The 17,697-nt window shown below is 53.3% G+C and carries 17 protein-coding genes and 1 tRNA gene; 11 read left to right on the top strand and 7 right to left on the bottom strand.

Annotated elements, in window-relative coordinates; translation table 11 throughout:
• Positions 1-293: 293 nt before the first annotated feature.
• The 6 genes from accB (at position 294) to purH (ending at position 6,228) form a co-directional block, all read left to right on the top strand.
• A complete protein-coding gene (gene accB, locus ACT3TY_RS01600; RefSeq protein ID WP_172116519.1) occupies positions 294-761 on the top strand; it encodes an acetyl-CoA carboxylase biotin carboxyl carrier protein in 468 nt (155 codons plus the stop codon).
• A 30-nt stretch (positions 762-791) separates the two neighbouring features.
• On the top strand, positions 792-2,132 hold the full coding sequence (gene accC / locus ACT3TY_RS01595) for an acetyl-CoA carboxylase biotin carboxylase subunit (protein WP_193054359.1): 1,341 nt from the start codon (positions 792-794) through the stop codon (positions 2,130-2,132).
• Positions 2,133-2,236: 104 nt separating this feature from the next.
• Positions 2,237-3,148, top strand: a complete 912-nt coding sequence (prmA, locus tag ACT3TY_RS01590) for a 50S ribosomal protein L11 methyltransferase (protein WP_441679200.1) — start codon at positions 2,237-2,239, stop codon at positions 3,146-3,148.
• An 88-nt stretch (positions 3,149-3,236) separates the two neighbouring features.
• Positions 3,237-4,277, top strand: a complete 1,041-nt coding sequence (gene dusB, locus ACT3TY_RS01585; protein ID WP_441679201.1) for a tRNA dihydrouridine synthase DusB — start codon at positions 3,237-3,239, stop codon at positions 4,275-4,277.
• Positions 4,274-4,597, top strand: a complete 324-nt coding sequence (fis, locus tag ACT3TY_RS01580) for a DNA-binding transcriptional regulator Fis (RefSeq protein ID WP_087105564.1) — start codon at positions 4,274-4,276, stop codon at positions 4,595-4,597. The genes dusB and fis overlap by 4 nt, the downstream gene beginning before the upstream one ends.
• Positions 4,598-4,647: 50 nt before the next feature.
• Entirely contained in the window at positions 4,648-6,228 is a 1,581-nt protein-coding gene (gene purH / locus ACT3TY_RS01575) for a bifunctional phosphoribosylaminoimidazolecarboxamide formyltransferase/IMP cyclohydrolase (protein WP_444627170.1), read from the top strand.
• A 92-nt stretch (positions 6,229-6,320) separates the two neighbouring features.
• Here purH and ACT3TY_RS01570 read toward each other — a convergent pair whose 3' ends face one another.
• The 5 genes from ACT3TY_RS01570 to ACT3TY_RS01550 all read right to left on the bottom strand — a co-directional run bounded on the left by ACT3TY_RS01570 (position 6,321) and on the right by ACT3TY_RS01550 (position 10,742).
• Entirely contained in the window at positions 6,321-7,778 is a 1,458-nt protein-coding gene (locus ACT3TY_RS01570; RefSeq protein ID WP_444627169.1) for an NAD-dependent succinate-semialdehyde dehydrogenase, read from the bottom strand.
• A gap of 122 nt (positions 7,779-7,900) precedes the next feature.
• Entirely contained in the window at positions 7,901-8,452 is a 552-nt protein-coding gene (gene folE / locus ACT3TY_RS01565; protein WP_193054364.1) for a GTP cyclohydrolase I FolE, read from the bottom strand.
• Between the two features lie 237 nt (positions 8,453-8,689).
• Positions 8,690-9,664, bottom strand: coding sequence for a serine/threonine protein kinase (locus ACT3TY_RS01560; protein WP_444627168.1), 975 nt, complete (start codon positions 9,662-9,664; stop codon positions 8,690-8,692).
• 199 nt (positions 9,665-9,863) lie between these two features.
• Positions 9,864-10,493: a hypothetical protein gene (locus ACT3TY_RS01555; RefSeq protein ID WP_172116511.1), complete on the bottom strand. Its 630-nt coding sequence runs from the start codon at positions 10,491-10,493 to the stop codon at positions 9,864-9,866.
• A gap of 164 nt (positions 10,494-10,657) precedes the next feature.
• Positions 10,658-10,742: transfer RNA gene (locus ACT3TY_RS01550), tRNA-Leu, on the bottom strand.
• An 87-nt stretch (positions 10,743-10,829) separates the two neighbouring features.
• On the opposite strand from ACT3TY_RS01550, the gene ACT3TY_RS01545 reads away from it, so the two are divergent.
• A complete protein-coding gene (locus ACT3TY_RS01545; protein WP_441679326.1) occupies positions 10,830-11,534 on the top strand; it encodes a double zinc ribbon domain-containing protein in 705 nt (234 codons plus the stop codon).
• Between the two features lie 39 nt (positions 11,535-11,573).
• Here ACT3TY_RS01545 and ACT3TY_RS01540 read toward each other — a convergent pair whose 3' ends face one another.
• Positions 11,574-12,335, bottom strand: coding sequence for an SDR family oxidoreductase (locus ACT3TY_RS01540; RefSeq protein ID WP_172116509.1), 762 nt, complete (start codon positions 12,333-12,335; stop codon positions 11,574-11,576).
• Positions 12,336-12,490: 155 nt separating this feature from the next.
• Here ACT3TY_RS01540 and ACT3TY_RS01535 point away from each other — a divergent pair, with 155 nt between their 5' ends.
• The 4 genes from ACT3TY_RS01535 (at position 12,491) to ACT3TY_RS01520 (ending at position 16,124) form a co-directional block, all read left to right on the top strand.
• Positions 12,491-12,991, top strand: a complete 501-nt coding sequence (locus ACT3TY_RS01535) for an FxsA family protein (protein WP_172116508.1) — start codon at positions 12,491-12,493, stop codon at positions 12,989-12,991.
• A 240-nt stretch (positions 12,992-13,231) separates the two neighbouring features.
• Positions 13,232-13,525, top strand: a complete 294-nt coding sequence (locus ACT3TY_RS01530; RefSeq protein WP_018916005.1) for a co-chaperone GroES — start codon at positions 13,232-13,234, stop codon at positions 13,523-13,525.
• A 58-nt stretch (positions 13,526-13,583) separates the two neighbouring features.
• Positions 13,584-15,227, top strand: coding sequence for a chaperonin GroEL (gene groL / locus ACT3TY_RS01525; RefSeq protein ID WP_172116507.1), 1,644 nt, complete (start codon positions 13,584-13,586; stop codon positions 15,225-15,227).
• 159 nt (positions 15,228-15,386) lie between these two features.
• Positions 15,387-16,124, top strand: a complete 738-nt coding sequence (locus tag ACT3TY_RS01520; RefSeq protein WP_444627167.1) for an RNA methyltransferase — start codon at positions 15,387-15,389, stop codon at positions 16,122-16,124.
• 92 nt (positions 16,125-16,216) lie between these two features.
• On the opposite strand, the gene ACT3TY_RS01515 is transcribed toward ACT3TY_RS01520, so the two are convergent.
• Positions 16,217-17,563 (bottom strand): Na+/H+ antiporter family protein, encoded by a 1,347-nt coding sequence (locus ACT3TY_RS01515; protein WP_172116505.1) that lies wholly within the window; start codon positions 17,561-17,563, stop codon positions 16,217-16,219.
• Between the last annotated feature and the right edge of the window lie 134 nt (positions 17,564-17,697).

Below are 17,697 nucleotides of genomic sequence, written 5' to 3'. Positions count from 1 at the left end.
ACCGATAACAGCATGCTCTTCGCTAAACGGTAAAGATAGCCATCAAGGCATACCGCGTTTTATGCCTCGGATCTGCACTGGACTAGCGCTGGACATGTTCCGCTTTTTTCGGCAAACTCCGCCTCCACATTAGTTAAATGCTCGATTTTTAAGCTGTTAGAGGGGTAACGTTCGCCATCATGCTGCGTTCTCTTCTTTTCTTAACTTGGTTTACTGCGCGCTAAATATTGCGATACTTAAGCGTTATCACTAGCGTGTTAGGCAGCAACCTTCATCTATCTACGGGGCCCAATATGGATATTCGCAAAGTAAAAAAACTGATCGAACTGCTCGAAGAATCCAACATTAGCGAAATTGAAATTCAGGAGGGCGAAGAGTCAGTACGCATCAGCCGCCATCCTAACGGTGCTACCTGGCAGCCCCAGCCAATGCCCCAGTATTCCCAACCTTTTGCAGCGCCTGCACCGGCTCCCGCAGCACCTACAGCGCCCAGCGTTGATGCGGAGCCTGCCAGCGCAAGCTTCCGCGGTGAAGCCGTTAACTCGCCGATGGTGGGCACCTTCTACCGCAGCCCGGCACCGGGTGCAAAATCGTTTGTTGAAGTAGGCGACACCGTTAAGCAAGGCGACACGGTATGTATCGTTGAAGCGATGAAAATGATGAATCAGATTGAAGCTGATCGCGACGGCGTGGTTGAAGCCATCCTGGTGGAAGATGGTGAGCCGGTGGAATTTGATCAACCCATGATCGTCCTCGCTTAATCTTTCACATCAACACGGGTGGACTCTCCCATGCTGGACAAGGTACTTATCGCGAACCGCGGCGAGATAGCCCTACGTATTTTACGGGCATGTAAAGAGCTGGGCATCAAAACCGTCGCCGTACACTCCAAGGCTGACCGCGAGCTGATGCACGTACGCTTGGCGGATGAGGCAGTGTGCATTGGCCCGGCCTCTTCGGCCCAGTCGTACTTGAATATTCCCGCGCTGATTAGCGCTGCCGAAGTGACCGACTCAAGCGCCATTCATCCCGGCTATGGCTTTTTGTCTGAAAATGCCAATTTTGCCGAGCAGGTTGAGCGCTCCGGCTTTACCTTTATTGGTCCGCGCGCTGAAACCATTCGCTTAATGGGCGACAAAGTGAGCGCCATTGAAGCCATGAAGAAGGCGGGCGTACCTACCGTACCTGGCTCTGATGGCCCCTTGGGCGATGATGAAGCCGCAAGCCTGGCGGCTGGCGTGCGTGTAGGCTATCCCGTTATTATCAAGGCAGCGGCTGGTGGCGGTGGTCGTGGCATGCGGGTCGTGCATTCAGAAGACCAGTTACTGTCCGCCATTAGCATTACCCAAAACGAAGCCCAGGCAGCGTTTGGCGATGGCACGGTTTACATGGAAAAATTCCTTGAGAAACCGCGCCATGTGGAAGTACAAGTTCTGGCCGATGGTCAGGGCAATGCGATCCACCTCTATGACCGCGACTGCTCTTTGCAACGCCGCCATCAAAAAGTACTTGAAGAAGCGCCTGCCCCCGGCCTCGACCCGAAAGCACGTGCCGACGTACTGGAAGCGTGCCGCCAGGCCTGTATTGAAATTAACTACCGCGGCGCCGGTACGTTCGAGTTCCTGTACGAAGATGGCAAGTTCTTCTTTATCGAGATGAACACACGTGTTCAGGTTGAACATCCGGTAACGGAAATGGTCACCGGCGTGGATATCGTCAAAGAACAGCTGCGTATTGCGTCAGGCTTACCACTGTCGATTCGCCAGGAAGACGTTAAGCTTAACGGCCACGCGTTTGAATGTCGGATCAACGCGGAAGACTCACGCACGTTCATGCCATCACCAGGCAAAGTGACGCTGTATCACGCCCCAGGCGGCTTGGGCGTGCGCATGGATTCTCACCTGTATACAGGCTATACCGTTCCGCCACACTACGACTCACTGATTGGCAAGCTGATCACCTGGGGCGAGGATCGTGAGATCGCGTTAACGCGCATGCGTAATGCGCTGGATGAGCTGCTGGTCGAAGGTATCAAAACCAATATTGACCTACAGAAAGACCTGGTGCGCGATAGCCAATTCCGCCAGGGCGGTGTCAACATTCACTATCTAGAAAAGAAACTTGCCGGCTAAACGCTCCATGTGCCAAGCAAGCATTTCATAGTGTTGCCGAGTAATACCCAACGGGGTGGCCAAGCCCACCCCGTTATCGATTATGCCTACCGCGGAGACTCCCCATGCCTTGGCTGCAACTCAAAGCCCACGTAGCGCCTGAACAGGCTGAACTTCTGGAAGAGCTACTGCTTGAAGAGGGAGCTACCGCCATTGGGCTTCAGGATGCCCATGATGACCCCGTCTTTGAGCCAGAACGCGGCACCACGCCGCTTTGGCAGGATACCATTCTGACCGGCCTGTACGATGACCTAGAGGGCGTGGAAAGCATGCTGGCCCGCATCGAAAGCGCTTGGGCGCAACAAATGCCCGATGAATCCTGCCCCACCATTGAGTATGAGCTGCTGGCCGACCGCGACTGGGAACGCGAGTGGATGGATGACTTCAAACCGCTCCAGATGGGCCAGCGCTTATGGATTGTTCCTAGCTGGCATACACCGCCTGAAGCAGGCGCGGTCAATCTGATTCTTGACCCAGGCTTAGCCTTCGGCACCGGCACTCATCCTACTACCGCACTGTGCCTTGAATGGCTTGATCAGTTAGCCGTTGATGGCACGCTTGGCGACAAGAACGTGCTGGATATTGGCTGCGGCTCGGGCATTCTCGCCATTGCCGCGCTTAAGCTGGGTGCTCAGCACGCCGATGGCACGGATATTGACCCTCAGGCGCTGCAGGCTAGCCGCGATAACGCCGAACGCAATCATATTGCAGAGCAAAATCTCGCGCTCTATTATCCGGAGCAGTTAACAGGCGGCCCTTACCCGATTGTCACTGCGAATATTTTAGCCGGCCCCCTGGTGGAGTTAGCGCCAACGATTGCGGGACATGTCGCGCCGAAGGGGCTTCTTGCGCTGTCAGGCATTCTTGCCAACCAGGCCCAGGACGTGCTTAAGGCCTACGAAGCAGAAGGCATAATGATGGATGAACCTGTCATTCGTGAAGGCTGGGTGAGACTAACAGGCCATCGACCCGGTTAATCTTCAAAACAGCCTTCATTCCGCTTCCGAGTAGGCGTATCATACGCCCCCCTGAACGCCTACTCGCTTATCCAGCAGCGCAAACTCCATGACATTAGCCACGCAACAATCGACATCTATCGGCCCTTACAGCTTGCCCAATCAGGTCATACTGGCGCCGATGGCAGGCGTGACCGACCGCCCTTTTCGCCAGCTTTGCCGGCGGCTGGGCGCTGGCTGGGTAGTAGGCGAAATGGTCACCTCAGACCCCAGCCTGTGGCATACCCGAAAGTCCCAACTACGGATGGACCATACGGGTGAGCCCGACCCACGGGTCGTGCAAATTGCCGGTGGCGACGCCCAGATGCTTGCTCAGGCGGCACGGCTTAACGTCGAACTGGGCGCTCAGATTATCGATATCAATATGGGCTGCCCGGCAAAGAAGGTCTGCAACAAGGCGGCTGGCTCAGCGCTACTGCGCGATGAGGCCTTGGTAGCCGATATTTTAGATGCGGTGGTCAAGGCGGTGGATGTGCCGGTTACCTTGAAAATCCGTACCGGTTGGTGCGCCGAATCCAACAATGGCGTGAGAATTGCTCGGTTGGCAGAAGATGCAGGCATTCAGGCGCTCGCCGTTCATGGCCGACATCGCGAACAGCGCTATACTGGTTGGGCAGAGTACGACACGATCGCCGATATCAAATCGTGTCTGTCCATCCCAGTGATTGCCAATGGTGATATTACAAGTCCTGAAAAAGCAGCCGATGTCCTACGCTATACCGGCGCGAATGCGGTAATGATTGGACGTGGCGCCCAGGGTAATCCTTGGATTTTCAAGCAAATAACCCATTACCTACAGCATGGCGAGCAGTTGGCTTTGCCAAGCCTGGAGGAGCGTCGTCACGTGCTGGCCGGGCATGTAGCGGCGCTGCACGCCTTTTATGGCGACACGATGGGTGTACGCATTGCGCGCAAGCATATTGGCTGGTATCTCGAAAGTGATCTGCGCTTTTGCGATACAAAGCGCCGCGAGCTAAAACAGCAATTCAATGCGTTGGCATCACCTGAAACACAATTTGATTGGATTAACGACGCCATGGCGTTTGACGCAGACAAGCGTCTATTAGCCAAAGGAACCCATGCTGCATGAACGAACGCGATCTTCTTTCTAGCGAGTTACCCTCGCGACTAGCGGGTACGCTCGCTGACCCAGCGGCAAGTGCCCCGCCGCAGCCGTTAAGAGAGGCCGTGGAGTCTGCCATGCGCCGCTACTTCGAGCATCTCGATGGCAGTCAGGCCACCGACCTGTACGCCATGGTGATGGCCGAAGTAGAAGCGCCGCTGCTGGCCTGCGTGCTGGAGCATACCGAAGGCAACCAGACACGCGCCGCTGATGTACTGGGATTAAACCGCGGTACGCTGCGCAAGAAACTCAAGATTTACGGTCTTATCGAAGGTGACGCCCCATAACCATGGGGCGTTGTTGTTTTTATTGTTCCACTCTGCACACGAGCTTATTCATGGTTGATAGTACCGCTACTCCTGTTCGCCGCGCGCTGTTAAGCGTGTCCGATAAAACGGGTATTGTTGAGTTTGCCCGCAGCCTTACCGAGCGCGGCATTGAGCTACTGTCCACGGGCGGCACCTTCCGCTTGTTACAGGAAAACGCCATCCCGGTCACCGAAGTATCCGAACATACGGGCTTCCCTGAGATCATGGATGGCCGAGTGAAAACGCTGCATCCTAAAATTCACGGCGGTATTCTGGCGCGCCGTGGTCAGGATGACGCGGTAATGGCTGACAACGATATCACCCCGATTGATATGGTCGTGGTTAATCTCTACCCGTTTGCAGCCACCGTTGCCAAACCTGACTGCAGCCTGGAAGACGCCATCGAAAATATCGATATTGGCGGCCCCACCATGGTCCGTGCCTGCGCTAAAAACCACGCGTACACCACCATCGTAGTTAACGCCGACGACTACACGCGCGTGCTTGAAGAACTGGCCGCCAATGATGGCCAGGTGAGCACCGCCACACGCTTTGACCTTGCGGTTAAAGCGTTTGAGCACACCGCGGGCTACGACGGCGCTATTGCCGAGTACTTGGGCCGTAAAGTCAGCGAGAGCGATGCCACCTTCGCGCGTACCTTTAATCTTCAGTTGCATAAAAAGCAGGACATGCGTTACGGCGAAAATCCGCATCAGCAGGCCGCCTTTTACGTTGACCCTGCGGCGTCTGAACCCAGTGTTGCGACAGCTACCATGCTGCAAGGCAAACCGCTTTCATTTAACAATGTTGCCGATACCGATGCGGCTTTTGAGTGCGTCAAGGCGTTTGATGAAACGGCGTGCGTGATTGTTAAACACGCTAACCCCTGTGGCGTTGCCATCGGCTCTACGGCGCTTGAGGCTTATGACAAAGCGTTTGCAACCGACCCTACCAGTGCTTTCGGCGGCATTATTGCCTTCAACACACCGCTTGAAGCCGATACCGCGCGAGCAATTGTTGACCGTCAGTTTGTTGAGGTTATTATTGCACCCGGGGTAAGCGATGAGGCCGTTGCGATTATCGCTGAAAAGAAAAACGTCCGCCTGCTGGATGTCAGCGCTCATTGGCCTGGCAACCTCCAGCCCGCCTTTGATTTCAAGCGGGTTAACGGAGGTTTGCTGGTACAAGAGCGCGATCAGGGCATGGTGACTCGCGACGAGCTTACTGTGGTCAGCGAGCGTGCACCTTCAGAACAGGAGCTGCGAGATTTGGCGTTCGCATGGCGCGTTGCCAAGTTCGTCAAATCCAACGCCATTGTGTATGCCAAAGCAGGCCAAACCATTGGCGTGGGCGCAGGCCAGATGAGTCGCGTGTACTCCGCTAAAATTGCGGGCATCAAAGCGGCCGACGAGAACCTTTCTGTACCTGGTTCCGTTATGGCGTCTGATGCCTTCTTCCCCTTCCGTGATGGCATTGATGCCGCCGCTGCTGCGGGCATCACCGCCGTTATTCAGCCTGGTGGTTCCATGCGCGACCAGGAAGTGATTGATGCTGCCAACGAAGCGGGCATTGCCATGGTCTTCACCGGGATGCGCCACTTCCGTCACTAAGCTGTGCTTTAGCGCTAGCACCATAAAAACCTCGCAAGCACTGCTTGCGAGGTTTTTTTATGAATATAACGCTCAGAATGCCTTAACCGACACTAGCCAAGGTCAATACATAAATACTTGGTTTCTAGGTACTCCTCCAGCCCCTGATGACCACCTTCACGGCCAAGCCCTGACGCCTTGACACCACCAAACGGCGCCGACGCATTGGAAATAGCCCCGGTATTAATGCCCACCATGCCGTATTCAAGCGCGTCAGCCACGCGCCATACACGAGCAAGATCGCTGGAGTAGAAATAGGACGCCAGCCCATACTGCGTATCATTGGCCATTTCGATAGCGGTCTCTTCGTCGTCGAACGGGAACACCGCCGCTAGCGGGCCAAACGTCTCTTCCTGAGCAACCTTCATGCTGGCATCGGCAAAGCTGATTAACGTAGGCGTGAAGAAGTTACCGCCTAACGGATGCGGATGACCGCCCAGCAGCAACTCAGCACCTTTATCAATAGCGTCCTGAACGTGTTCGCTGACTTTCTTGACCCCATTTTCATCAATGAGCGGGCCAATATTGCTGCCTGGCTGAGCACCATCGCCAACATGCAGCTCACTGTTCATGGCAACCGCGAGCTTTTCGCAAAACGCGTTAATCACACTGGACTGAACTAAAAACCGATTGGTGCAAATGCACGTTTGGCCTGCATTGCGGAACTTGGCTGCCATCGCGCCCTCAACGGCGGCATCAAGGTCAGCATCTTCAAAAACGATAAACGGCGCGTTTCCGCCCAGCTCAAGCGATATTTTTTGCACATGCTGCGCCGCTTTTTCCATCAGCATCCGGCCTACTTCCGTAGAGCCAGTAAAGGTGATTTTGCGCACCTTGGGCGACTGGGTTAACGCTTCAGCAATGTCAGCGGCGCTGCCTGGCACCACATTAAAGACGCCGCGGGGTATCCCTGCTCGCTCAGCCAAGAGCGCCAGCGCCGTTGCCGAGAAAGGCGTTTGGCTAGCGGGCTTAACGATAATGGTACAACCTGCTGCTAGCGCTGCACCTGCTTTACGCGTGATCATCGCTGCGGGGAAATTCCACGGAGTAATCGCTCCTACAACGCCCACCGGCTGTTTGGTTACCACAATACGCTGGTTGGCTTTTGCTGCAGGAATGGTCTCGCCATATACACGCCGCGCCTCTTCGGCAAACCAGCGCAGAAAGCTGGCGGCGTAAGCAATTTCGCCCTCAGCCTCTTTAACCGGCTTGCCCTGCTCATAGGTCATCAGCAGTGCAAGGTCGTGCTGATGCTCAAGCATCAGATCATGCCACTTAAGCAACATGTCAGCCCGCTCTTGAGCGGTCAATGCCCTCCAGGCAGGCAAAGCGGCATCAGCAGCGTCAATGGCACGCTCGGTTTCAGCTTTACCTAATCGCGGCATATCCCCCACCGGTTTGCCTGTAGCGGGGTTAATAACGTTAATTTGTTCTCCACTTTCAGCCGCTACCCAACTGCCGTCGATATAGGCAAAGGGGCAATACAGCTGTGTCTCTTTTAGCGCTTCCATGACAGACTCCTGGCCAAAGGATGGCCCTGTGGGCTCATATTTACGCTTTCATGCTAAGACGAAACGGCGTATTTAACCAAGTGTTTGGCAAATATGGTCATCCTGGCCGTGGAGAAATTCGTTTAGTTAATAAGCGTTAGAAATTCCTGGCGCGTCGCGGGGTTGTCACGGAATCCACCCAGCATTACCGATGACGACATGCTCGAATTCTGCTTCTCAACGCCGCGCATCATCATGCATAAATGGCGCGCCTCAACGACAACCGCTACTCCTTTCGCACCGGTTACCTGCTGGACGGCATCGGCAATTTCACGAGTCAGGCTTTCCTGAATCTGCATACGCCGCGCATACATATCAACGATGCGCGCAAATTTGGAAAGCCCTAACACCTTGCCATCAGGTAAGTAGGCAATATGACACTTGCCAATAAACGGCAATAAGTGGTGCTCACACATTGAGTAAAGCTCAATGTTTTTTACTAACACCATTTCATCGGTCTTCGATTCAAACACCGCGCCGTTGATAATCTCTTCCAGCGACTGCTGATAGCCCGCGTTTAAAAACTGCATGGCTTTGGCTGCACGCTTTGGTGTATCCCGCAGCCCTTCGCGGTCCGGGTTTTCGCCAAGGGCGGTAATAATTTGGCGATAGTGCTGGGCGATATCGTCGGTCATAGTCATTCTCATTAAAGCGGTGCCCGCTCACTCGCTCGTTATTGCTTTATCAAGTAACCAGCACGCAAGCAAAACAACCTTACAAAACAATGCCCAAGCATACAGAAACCACTAAACGTACCAAAGGCGATTTATGCACTTATTTTAACGTACCTGGCCACTCGGTGGCAGCGTCGCAACGACTTTTAAGGCGCTCAACGTATAATTTTTACGACAACAGAGGGGTCAAAAGATCTATTAAGCCAACCAAACAGGACGCTCAAGCTGTAAACACTGCTGTTCTAACTGACGGATATGCTGATCCCAGTAGCCGCTATCTGCCATCCAGGGAAAGGCACGCGGAAACGCCGGATCGTCCCAGCGCGAAACCAACCAGGCGCTATGCCGAATCAAGCGATAAGCCCTTAGCGGCTCAATGAGCGACATCTGCTCATGAGGAAACGCTAGTGACTCCTCATAGCCTTCACTAATCTCACTTAGCTGCGCCCGCCAGCTATCCGGCTCATCAGTGGGCAGCAACATCCATATATCCTGTATGGCGGGCGCCATCGCACAGTCATCAAAATCGACCAGGGAAAAATGCTCATCTCGGCCCAGTACGTTCCCTAAATGACAATCACCGTGGCAACGTATTAACGATGCTGGGTCCAACGCCTTGGGCGCCAACCGATGCTGCAGCTTTTGAATCACCGCGTCATACGCCCGACGCTGAAACTTGTCGAGCCATTGGCTGCCCACAACGCGCTGCCGTGCCTCTTCTATACCGCTTTCCAGCTCCAAGCGCGGGCGGTGTTGAAATACCTTGCGCAGCGATACGTTATGCAGCTGACCTAACACTTCGCCCAGCGCAAAGAGGTGTTCAGGATTATCAAGCTCAGGCGCCTGGCCTGCACACTGGGGGAAAAGAGCAAAGCGAAACGCTGCGTAATGATGCAATGACTGCCCCGCGCTATTACGCCAGGGTGCGACAACCGACACCCCGGCCTCGCTTAATTCCTTTAAAAAATCATGCTCCTCTTGAATCGCAGCATCCGACCAGCGCTCGGGACGGTAAAACTTGATTACCCAGTGACGAGCATCATCATCACGAAACATCAATACACGGTTTTCATAACTGTTGAGCGCAAAAGGCTCGCCTGCGGGCCAAATATCAACCGATTCGGCCGCCGACATAACCGTGTCGGGCGAAAGCGCACTAAAAGGATGTGACATGGATCGCTCCTGCATAACGGGGCGCCTATCTTATCAACTATTGCATGGAAACGTTCTGACGAACGCCCCACTATCGATGCACTGAGCCTTTGCTTTTAGTACACCTTCTTCGGGGAACGCCTGGAGGAAAAGGGCACGAAGATAACAACACATAGCTTTAAACCGTGCAGTCTGGAGAAATTTACATGACAAAAGCAGGCTAATCTGATTTATGTATTTCTATATTTTGTGCCCAACTTAAGACACGTTTACGATCGCGCCTGCTATTCATACGATGTGTATCCACGTCACAAGGGTTGAGCTGTCGAGCGGGCTCAGCCGAAATATCAAGATGAAAATGGCGTGCGGCACCAACCGGCATGTCTTCTGAGCCATAGATGGCAATCACCCGAATTTCAAGCTGAGGTTTCTGCTGTTTAATGGTGTCTTCTTTTAAATCCCAGTGCTGAAGGAGCCGCTTCAGTATCCTGTCAAATGACTGAATATGAATGTAATCACCTGAATTAAGCGGGCCCTGGTGGGTACGGAAAGCGGCTTCATGCTCTTCATCGCCCTGCTGTTGGTATTCAACAATATCGAGTTCGTAATCTCTTTCCTGGGCATGTAGCACAGCCACCAGGTGCTGAATATAGATAGCCTCATTGCTCATATTACTTATTAAGCACAAGGCCTCCAGCCCAACGCCCTTGCCCCGGTTAATAATAATTCGCGGACGTCGCTGCCGAACATAGCCGTTATAAAGAAGCTGAGCATAGAAAACCCAAACAAACAGGGTAAGGACGCTGGCAATAGCAGAAATTGCCTGGGCGTGCTCATTGAGCCATCCCATGATTGAGATCCTTCTCAAAGCAATAATGAAATATCAAGCTAGCGCAACCGCGAGCAAAAGTCAGGCGGGCAGGAAGGAGGGTAGCGAAAAATAGACACAAAAAAATCGGCAAGCAGATGCTGGCCGATTGATATTTAAGCAATAACTATGAGATAACAAGTAATTGGTGCGGATGGGGAGACTCGAACTCCCACACCTTACGGCACTAGAACCTAAATCTAGCGTGTCTACCAATTCCACCACATCCGCAGAAGACGAGACGTATATTATATATATGCGGTGCAAAAGTCAACGCTATCATCCAACATAATTATTCAAAAGCATTCCAGGAGCAGTATGCGTTTAAGGTCAACGTGGCAGCAAGCGGCCCATAAGGAACTTCAAAAGGCATTACCGGGCTACTGCGCCTTTTGTTTAATGCCAGCGGGTCGAGGCTTAGGCTGGTGCCAAGCTTGTTTTACTGAATTACCCTGGAACGTTTCAAGTTGCGAACAATGCGCCGAGCCCCTGGATCATCCAGCACAACGACGCTGTGGGCACTGCTTGCTTGATCCGCCTCTGGTCACTCACGCCCATGCTGCTTTGCTTTTTCAAGCATCGATTAAAGAGCTGCTGCACGATTTCAAATTCAAGGCATCTCCTCGTGCTGGGATGCTGCTGGTAGAGCTTATGCTGGCGAGCATACCCGACGACCTAGGCACTGCCTTGATAGCAGTCCCCATGCATCGCAAACGAGCACGCGAGCGAGGGTTCAATCAAGCGCGATGGTTGGCGGAGCAACTGGCAAAGCGTACAGGCCTTGTCGTGCTGGAAGCTCAATGCAATAAGCTGGTCGCTTCCCAGCGTAGCTTAAACCGACACGAACGGGCGGCTAATTTGCACGGAGCCTTCTCAATCAAAGCACCACTTCCAGCACATATAACGCTGATTGATGATGTAATCACTACCGGTGCGACCATCAATGCATTAGCGAACGTTGCCCAACAAGCAGGTGCCACACGCATCGATAGCTGGGCAGTCGCCAGGACGCCGCTGGGCTAGAGGATGATGCAAAAAAGCCAAGTGATAGCTCAGGCGATACTAAAGCCGCAAGCCGCCATCGCACTCAATAATACGCGCGCTAAAATAGTCGTTATCAAATATAAACGCGACACTTTTGGCAATATCATCCGGCTCCCCCAAGTGCTTTAATGGCACGCTTGAAGAGATCCGCTCTAACATATCAGGGCGCATGGACGCCGTCATTTCGGTCGCTATAAACCCAGGTGCCACGGTGCCGGTGCGGATGCCATAGCGCGCAAGCTCTTTACCCCACGTGACGGTTAACGCATGAACGCCCGCCTTCGCGGCGGCATAGTTGCTTTGCCCCGCATTGCCAGCCCGGGAAATACTCGAAATATTGACAATCACCCCTTCATGTCCGGCTTTGATTATCTGTGTTGCCGCTTCACGGCCGCATAGAAATACACCGGTTAGATTAACATTGAGGACTTTCTGCCAACTCTCTAGCGACATGCGCTTTTCGACCTGGCCATCACGTGCTTTTACCAGCAAGGCATCTTCGGTAATACCCGCATTATTAACGCAACCACTGATGGCACCCATGCGTTTCGCAATATCATCAAACGCCGTGATGACTGACGACTCATCGGCAACATTGACGACAAACGCTTCGGCGTGAATGCCTTGTGACTTAAGGGTTGAGACCGCTTGGTCCAACGCTTCAGCACTCCTATCAAGCAGTGCAAGCGCGGCACCTTGCTGGCCCAAACGCTCTGCAATGGCATAGCCTAATCCCCGCGCCCCGCCCGTTACTGCAATGACTTTATCGGTTAACTGCATCCGTTACTCCTTTAATGTAAGCGTGCATTCAAAATTCGAGTTTATCCAGGAGCGCCCCCTTGTCAGTAAAGGGCTTTCCGGCAAAGACCTTCGGGCGCTTGTTTTTTGCATATTTGACACAATAATGAGCGATTACGCCTGTTACGGAGTCCACCATGCCTATTCTTGTTTTTATTTCCTTGTTTACCTTACTCGATTTTATTTTGCTATTTTCGATTGGTAGTCAAATAGGCTTATTAACCACCCTACTGCTCGTGCTGGCAACCGGTGTTATTGGCCTTCATCTTATTCGTAAAGAGGGTGTGGCCACCTTTTCCCGCGCCCGCCAGCGCATGCAAGCCGGCGAGCTACCGTCCAGCGAGCTCCTAACCGGCGCGGCACTTATATTCGGCGGCGCTTTACTGATGGCGCCCGGCTTTCTCTCCGACCTATTGGGCATCGCTTGCTTGCTCCCCACTGCCCGACAGCTTATGTACAACGCATTAATGTGGCTGGGTTTAAAAACCAGAGTGAATAGCGAGCAAGCAACATCTACCAAAACGCATCGTCGTGAAGGCACGACTTACCACGAAAATAGCCACTCCAATGCTAATACCTCACATAAAGAGACTCCCCTGGAAGGCGATTTCATTAGCCGTGATGAAACTACCCGGTGACGCTAGCCTGCATTAGCAAGAAAAAATCCAACAAAAGACACTTTTTTCACTGCCACCCCCTTGAAAGGGCTACTGAAGCCCCCACTTTTGAACCAGCATACAAATTCGGTGGCGATGGTGACATTGCCACCATTAACAACGAAGGTCGCGAACCTTCATTTCTCGATGGGACATCCTCGAGAATCTTGTTTTAGCTATCTGCCCTATACGGGCCTTGACGATACTCAGGAGAACGTGAGCATGAAAATCCGTCCTTTGCACGATCGCGTCGTTGTTCGTCGCGTGGAAGAAGAACAGAAAACTGCTGGTGGCATCGTTCTGCCAGGCAATGCACAAGAAAAGCCCACGCGTGGCGAAGTTCTTGCAGTAGGCAACGGTCGCATTCTCGATAACGGCGAAGTACGTCCGCTAGACGTTAAAGTTGGCGACAGCGTCATTTTCAAAGATGGTTTCGGCGTTGAGAAGCAAAAAATCGACGGTGAAGAAGTCTTGATCATGAGCGAAGCCGACATCCTGGCGGTCGTTGAAGGCTAATCATCGCCTCGACTACTTACTTTCACCTTTTACAATTCGATTCTAGGAAGTAACGAACATGGCAGCTAAACAAGTTAAGTTTTCTGATGACGCACGCAAACGTATGGCGCATGGTATTGACGTCCTGGCCAACGCGGTAAAAGTTACTCTAGGCCCGAAAGGCCGTAACGTTGTGCTCGACAAATCCTTTGGTGCGCCGACCGTCACTAAAGACGGTGTATCAGTTGCCAAAGAGATCGAACTGAAAGACAAGTTCGAGAACATGGGCGCACAAATGGTGAAAGAAGTTGCGTCTAAAACTTCTGACGCTGCGGGCGACGGTACTACGACAGCTACCGTACTGGCTCAAGCTATTGTTGCTGAAGGCCTGAAAGGCGTAACGGCTGGCATGAACCCGATGGACCTTAAGCGCGGCATCGACCAAGCGGTTACTGCAGCGGTTAAAGAAATCCAGGCAATGTCTGTACCCTGCACCGACACCAAGTCTATCGCTCAGGTAGGTACTATCTCTGCCAACGGCGACAAGCGCATCGGCGAAATCATCGCTGAAGCGATGGAAAAAGTCGGTAAAGAAGGCGTTATCACTGTCGATGAAGGCCGTGGCTTCGAAGACGAGCTGGAAGTCGTAGAAGGTATGCAGTTTGACCGCGGCTACCTCTCGCCCTACTTCGTTACCAACCAGGACACTATGGCGGTTGAACTTGAAGATCCTTACATCCTGCTAGTGGATAAGAAGATCTCCAACATTCGCGAACTGCTCCCGGTACTGGAAGCCGTTGCCAAGCAAGGCAAACCGCTTGCCATCATCGCTGAAGATATCGAAGGCGAAGCGCTGGCAACGTTGGTTGTGAACAACATGCGCGGCATCGTTAAAGTAGCAGCGGCCAAGGCACCTGGCTTCGGCGACCGTCGTAAAGCCATGCTGCAGGACATCGCCATCCTGACTAACGGCACCGTTATCTCTGAAGAAGTTGGCCTGACACTTGAGCAAGCGACCCTGGATCACCTGGGTACCGCCAAGCGCATGACCATGTCCAAAGAGAACACCACCATCATCGATGGCGCTGGTGCAGAGAACGATATCGAAGCACGCGTTAACCAGATCCGCGCGCAAATCGAAGACACCACTTCTGATTACGACAAAGAGAAGCTGCAAGAGCGCGTTGCCAAACTGGCAGGCGGTGTTGCCGTTATCCGCGTTGGTGCTGCTACCGAAGTAGAGATGAAAGAGAAGAAAGCTCGCGTTGAAGACGCGCTGCACTCTACTCGCGCTGCCGTAGAAGAAGGTGTTGTGCCTGGCGGCGGTACTGCGCTGGTTCGCGTAATGGCCAAAGTACAAGGCTTGACTGGCGATAACGAAGATCAGAACCACGGTATCAACATGGCGCTGCGCGCTATGCAGTCTCCGCTGCGTCAGATCGTTACCAACGCCGGTGAAGAAGCCGCTGTTGTGATCAACCGCGTTAAAGACGGCGAAGGTAACTTCGGCTACAACGCTCAAACGGGTGAGTACGGCGACCTGTTCGAAATGGGTGTTCTTGACCCGGCAAAAGTAACCCGTACTGCGCTGCAGTCTGCGGGTTCCGTTGCTGGTCTGATGATCACCACCGAGTGCATGATCGCTGACGATCCGGAAGAGAAAGAAGCTGCACCGGATATGGGTGGCATGGGCGGAATGGGTGGCATGGGCGGCATGATGTGATGCACCCCTGAGCCTACCGCTCTGACGCCTAGCGTCACCAAGAACCCCGCCTTTGCGGGGTTCTTGCCGTTTAACGCCTGCGTAATGCCCACGCGTACCCGGCGTTAAAGCGTGCTACCATCAGCGCCTTTATTAGGCAGCTTTTAGGTCATCATTACCGTGCTTTCCAACATTCGCATTGTACTCGTGCAAACCTTTCATCCTGGCAACATAGGCGCTGCCGCTCGCGCCATGAAAACCATGGGACTAACCCACCTGGTACTGGTTAACCCACGAAGCTTCCCTGATGAAGAGGCCACCCGACTGGCAGCGGGCGCGACGGATGTGCTGGAAAACGCCCGCGTGGTTACTAACCTTGAAGAAGCGGTGCAGGATTGCGTGCAAGTGATTGGCGCAAGCGCCAGATTACGCAGCCTGCCACTTCCCCACTTTGATGAGCCGGATGAAATGGCCGAACAGGTTATTTTAAACGCGGCCAATGCCCCCGTCGCACTCGTTTTTGGCCGTGAGCGTTCGGGCTTAACCAATGGCGAGATTCGCTGCTGCACGCATCAAGTCAGCATACCGGCCAACCCTGAATACGGCATTTTAAACCTTTCTCAAGCCGTACAGATCCTCGCCTACGAAACCCACCGCGCTTGGCGAAAACGCGCTGGTAACGACTTCACTTACCAGCGCCCTCTTGACGCCACCCCACCCAGCCGCGAGCAGTTTGTGCATTTCCAGGACCACTTGGGCCGCTTGATGCAGCAAAGTGGTTTTCTTACCCAGCCGCATGCGCGCACCGAAGAGCAGCTTCAGGCGCTCTTTGCACGTGCCCAGCCAAGCCGAAAAGAGCTTTCTCTGTTGCGCGGGTTATTAAGCGCCTTTGAAGCTCACTTCCCGAAGCAGCCATAAGCGCTAAAACCAACAAGGGCAGCCATTGGCTGCCCTTGTTGTGACTGCTATTACCGTTTTGAGTGCTTAATGGTTGCTGCCCTATAACACTATTAAAGCGTCATGGCCGCCAGCCAACCAAAGGCGATTAATGGCAGGTTGTAATGCAGAAATGTCGGTACAACGCTATCCCAAATGTGGTCGTGTTGCCCGTCCACGTTTAGGCCTGAGGTTGGCCCTAACGTCGAGTCAGATGCTGGTGAACCAGCATCGCCCAATGCCGCCGCCGTACCCACCAGCGCCACCGTTGCCATGGGGGAAAAGCCAAACTGTATCGCCAAGGGTACAAAAATCGCGGCAATAATCGGAATCGTCGAGAATGATGATCCAATGCCCAAGGTAATAAAAAGCCCTACCAGCAACATCACTAACGCTGCGACACCTCGATTATCCCCAAAGATATCAAAAGCCCCCGTCACTAACGTATCGATCTCACCCGTGGATTTCATCACTTCGGCGAAACCTGACGCAGAGATCATAATAAAACCGATCAGCGCCATCATCCGCATGCCGCTGGTAAACAGGTCGTCAGCTTCACGCCACTTAAAAATGCCGCCTAAGGAGAGCAAGCCAATCCCGACCAGGCCACCCAAAATCATCGACCCGCTATAAAGCTGCAAGCCAAGCGCTGCCACAATGGCAACACCAGACATTACCAATCCAAAGAGGTGAGGCTCAGCCGGTGTAGAATCCTGCTGATAAGGAGCCGCCGCCAACTCTTTATCCGCATATTCGCGATTACCGCGGTAGCTAAAGAACAGCGCCACTAATAAGCCAATGGCCATACCACCAACAGGAATGGCCATCGCCATCGGCACCATGCCACGCGTAATCTCCAAGCCAAATGGCGTACCGGCGCTGTTTAAGTTAGCCAACAAAATATCGTTCAAGAAAATTGCGCCGAACCCAACGGGCAATAACATGTAAGGCGCGGTTAGGCCGAACGTTAATGCACAGGCTACCGCTCGACGATCCAACTTCAGACGATTCATAAGGGTAAGCAGTGGAGGAATCAGTACTGGAATAAACGCAATATGCACCGGAATCACGTTTTGCGATGCAATAGCCACTAACAATATGGCGGTGAGCAGCAGCGTTTTCACACGAGCCTGACGCGCGGCCGTTGCCTCCTTGCCCAGCATGGCAATCAATCGGTTCGCCAGCATATCGGGCAAGCCAGAACGCGAGATGGCAACCGCAAACGCACCGAGCGTTGCATAGGCCAGCGCTACTTGCGCTCCCCCGCCAACGCCGTTGTTGAAGGCCTCTAACGTTTGGTCAAGCGTAAGCCCGCCCACCAGGCCACCCACCAGCGCACCTACAACCAATGCAAAAACAACTGAGACACGCACAAGAGACAGCACTACCATGACAAGCACGGCAAGAATAACTGCATTCATGAAGATTTCCAGACCGATGACAAGGTGATTAGGACGTGTACGAAAAACAAGCGAATGCCGGATGGCACACTCAAGAGCCACCATTTCGTACACAGCCTAATATCGAAGGGTGCAAATTTTAGCAGATAGCGCGC

Origin of the sequence: Halomonas sp. AOP22-C1-8 (assembly GCF_052378905.1) — a bacterium.
Classification (GTDB): Bacteria; Pseudomonadota; Gammaproteobacteria; order Pseudomonadales; family Halomonadaceae; genus Vreelandella; species Vreelandella citrativorans.
The sequence above is the reverse complement of the archived record's forward strand: the minus strand, read 5'-3'. Positions and strand labels throughout refer to the sequence as shown.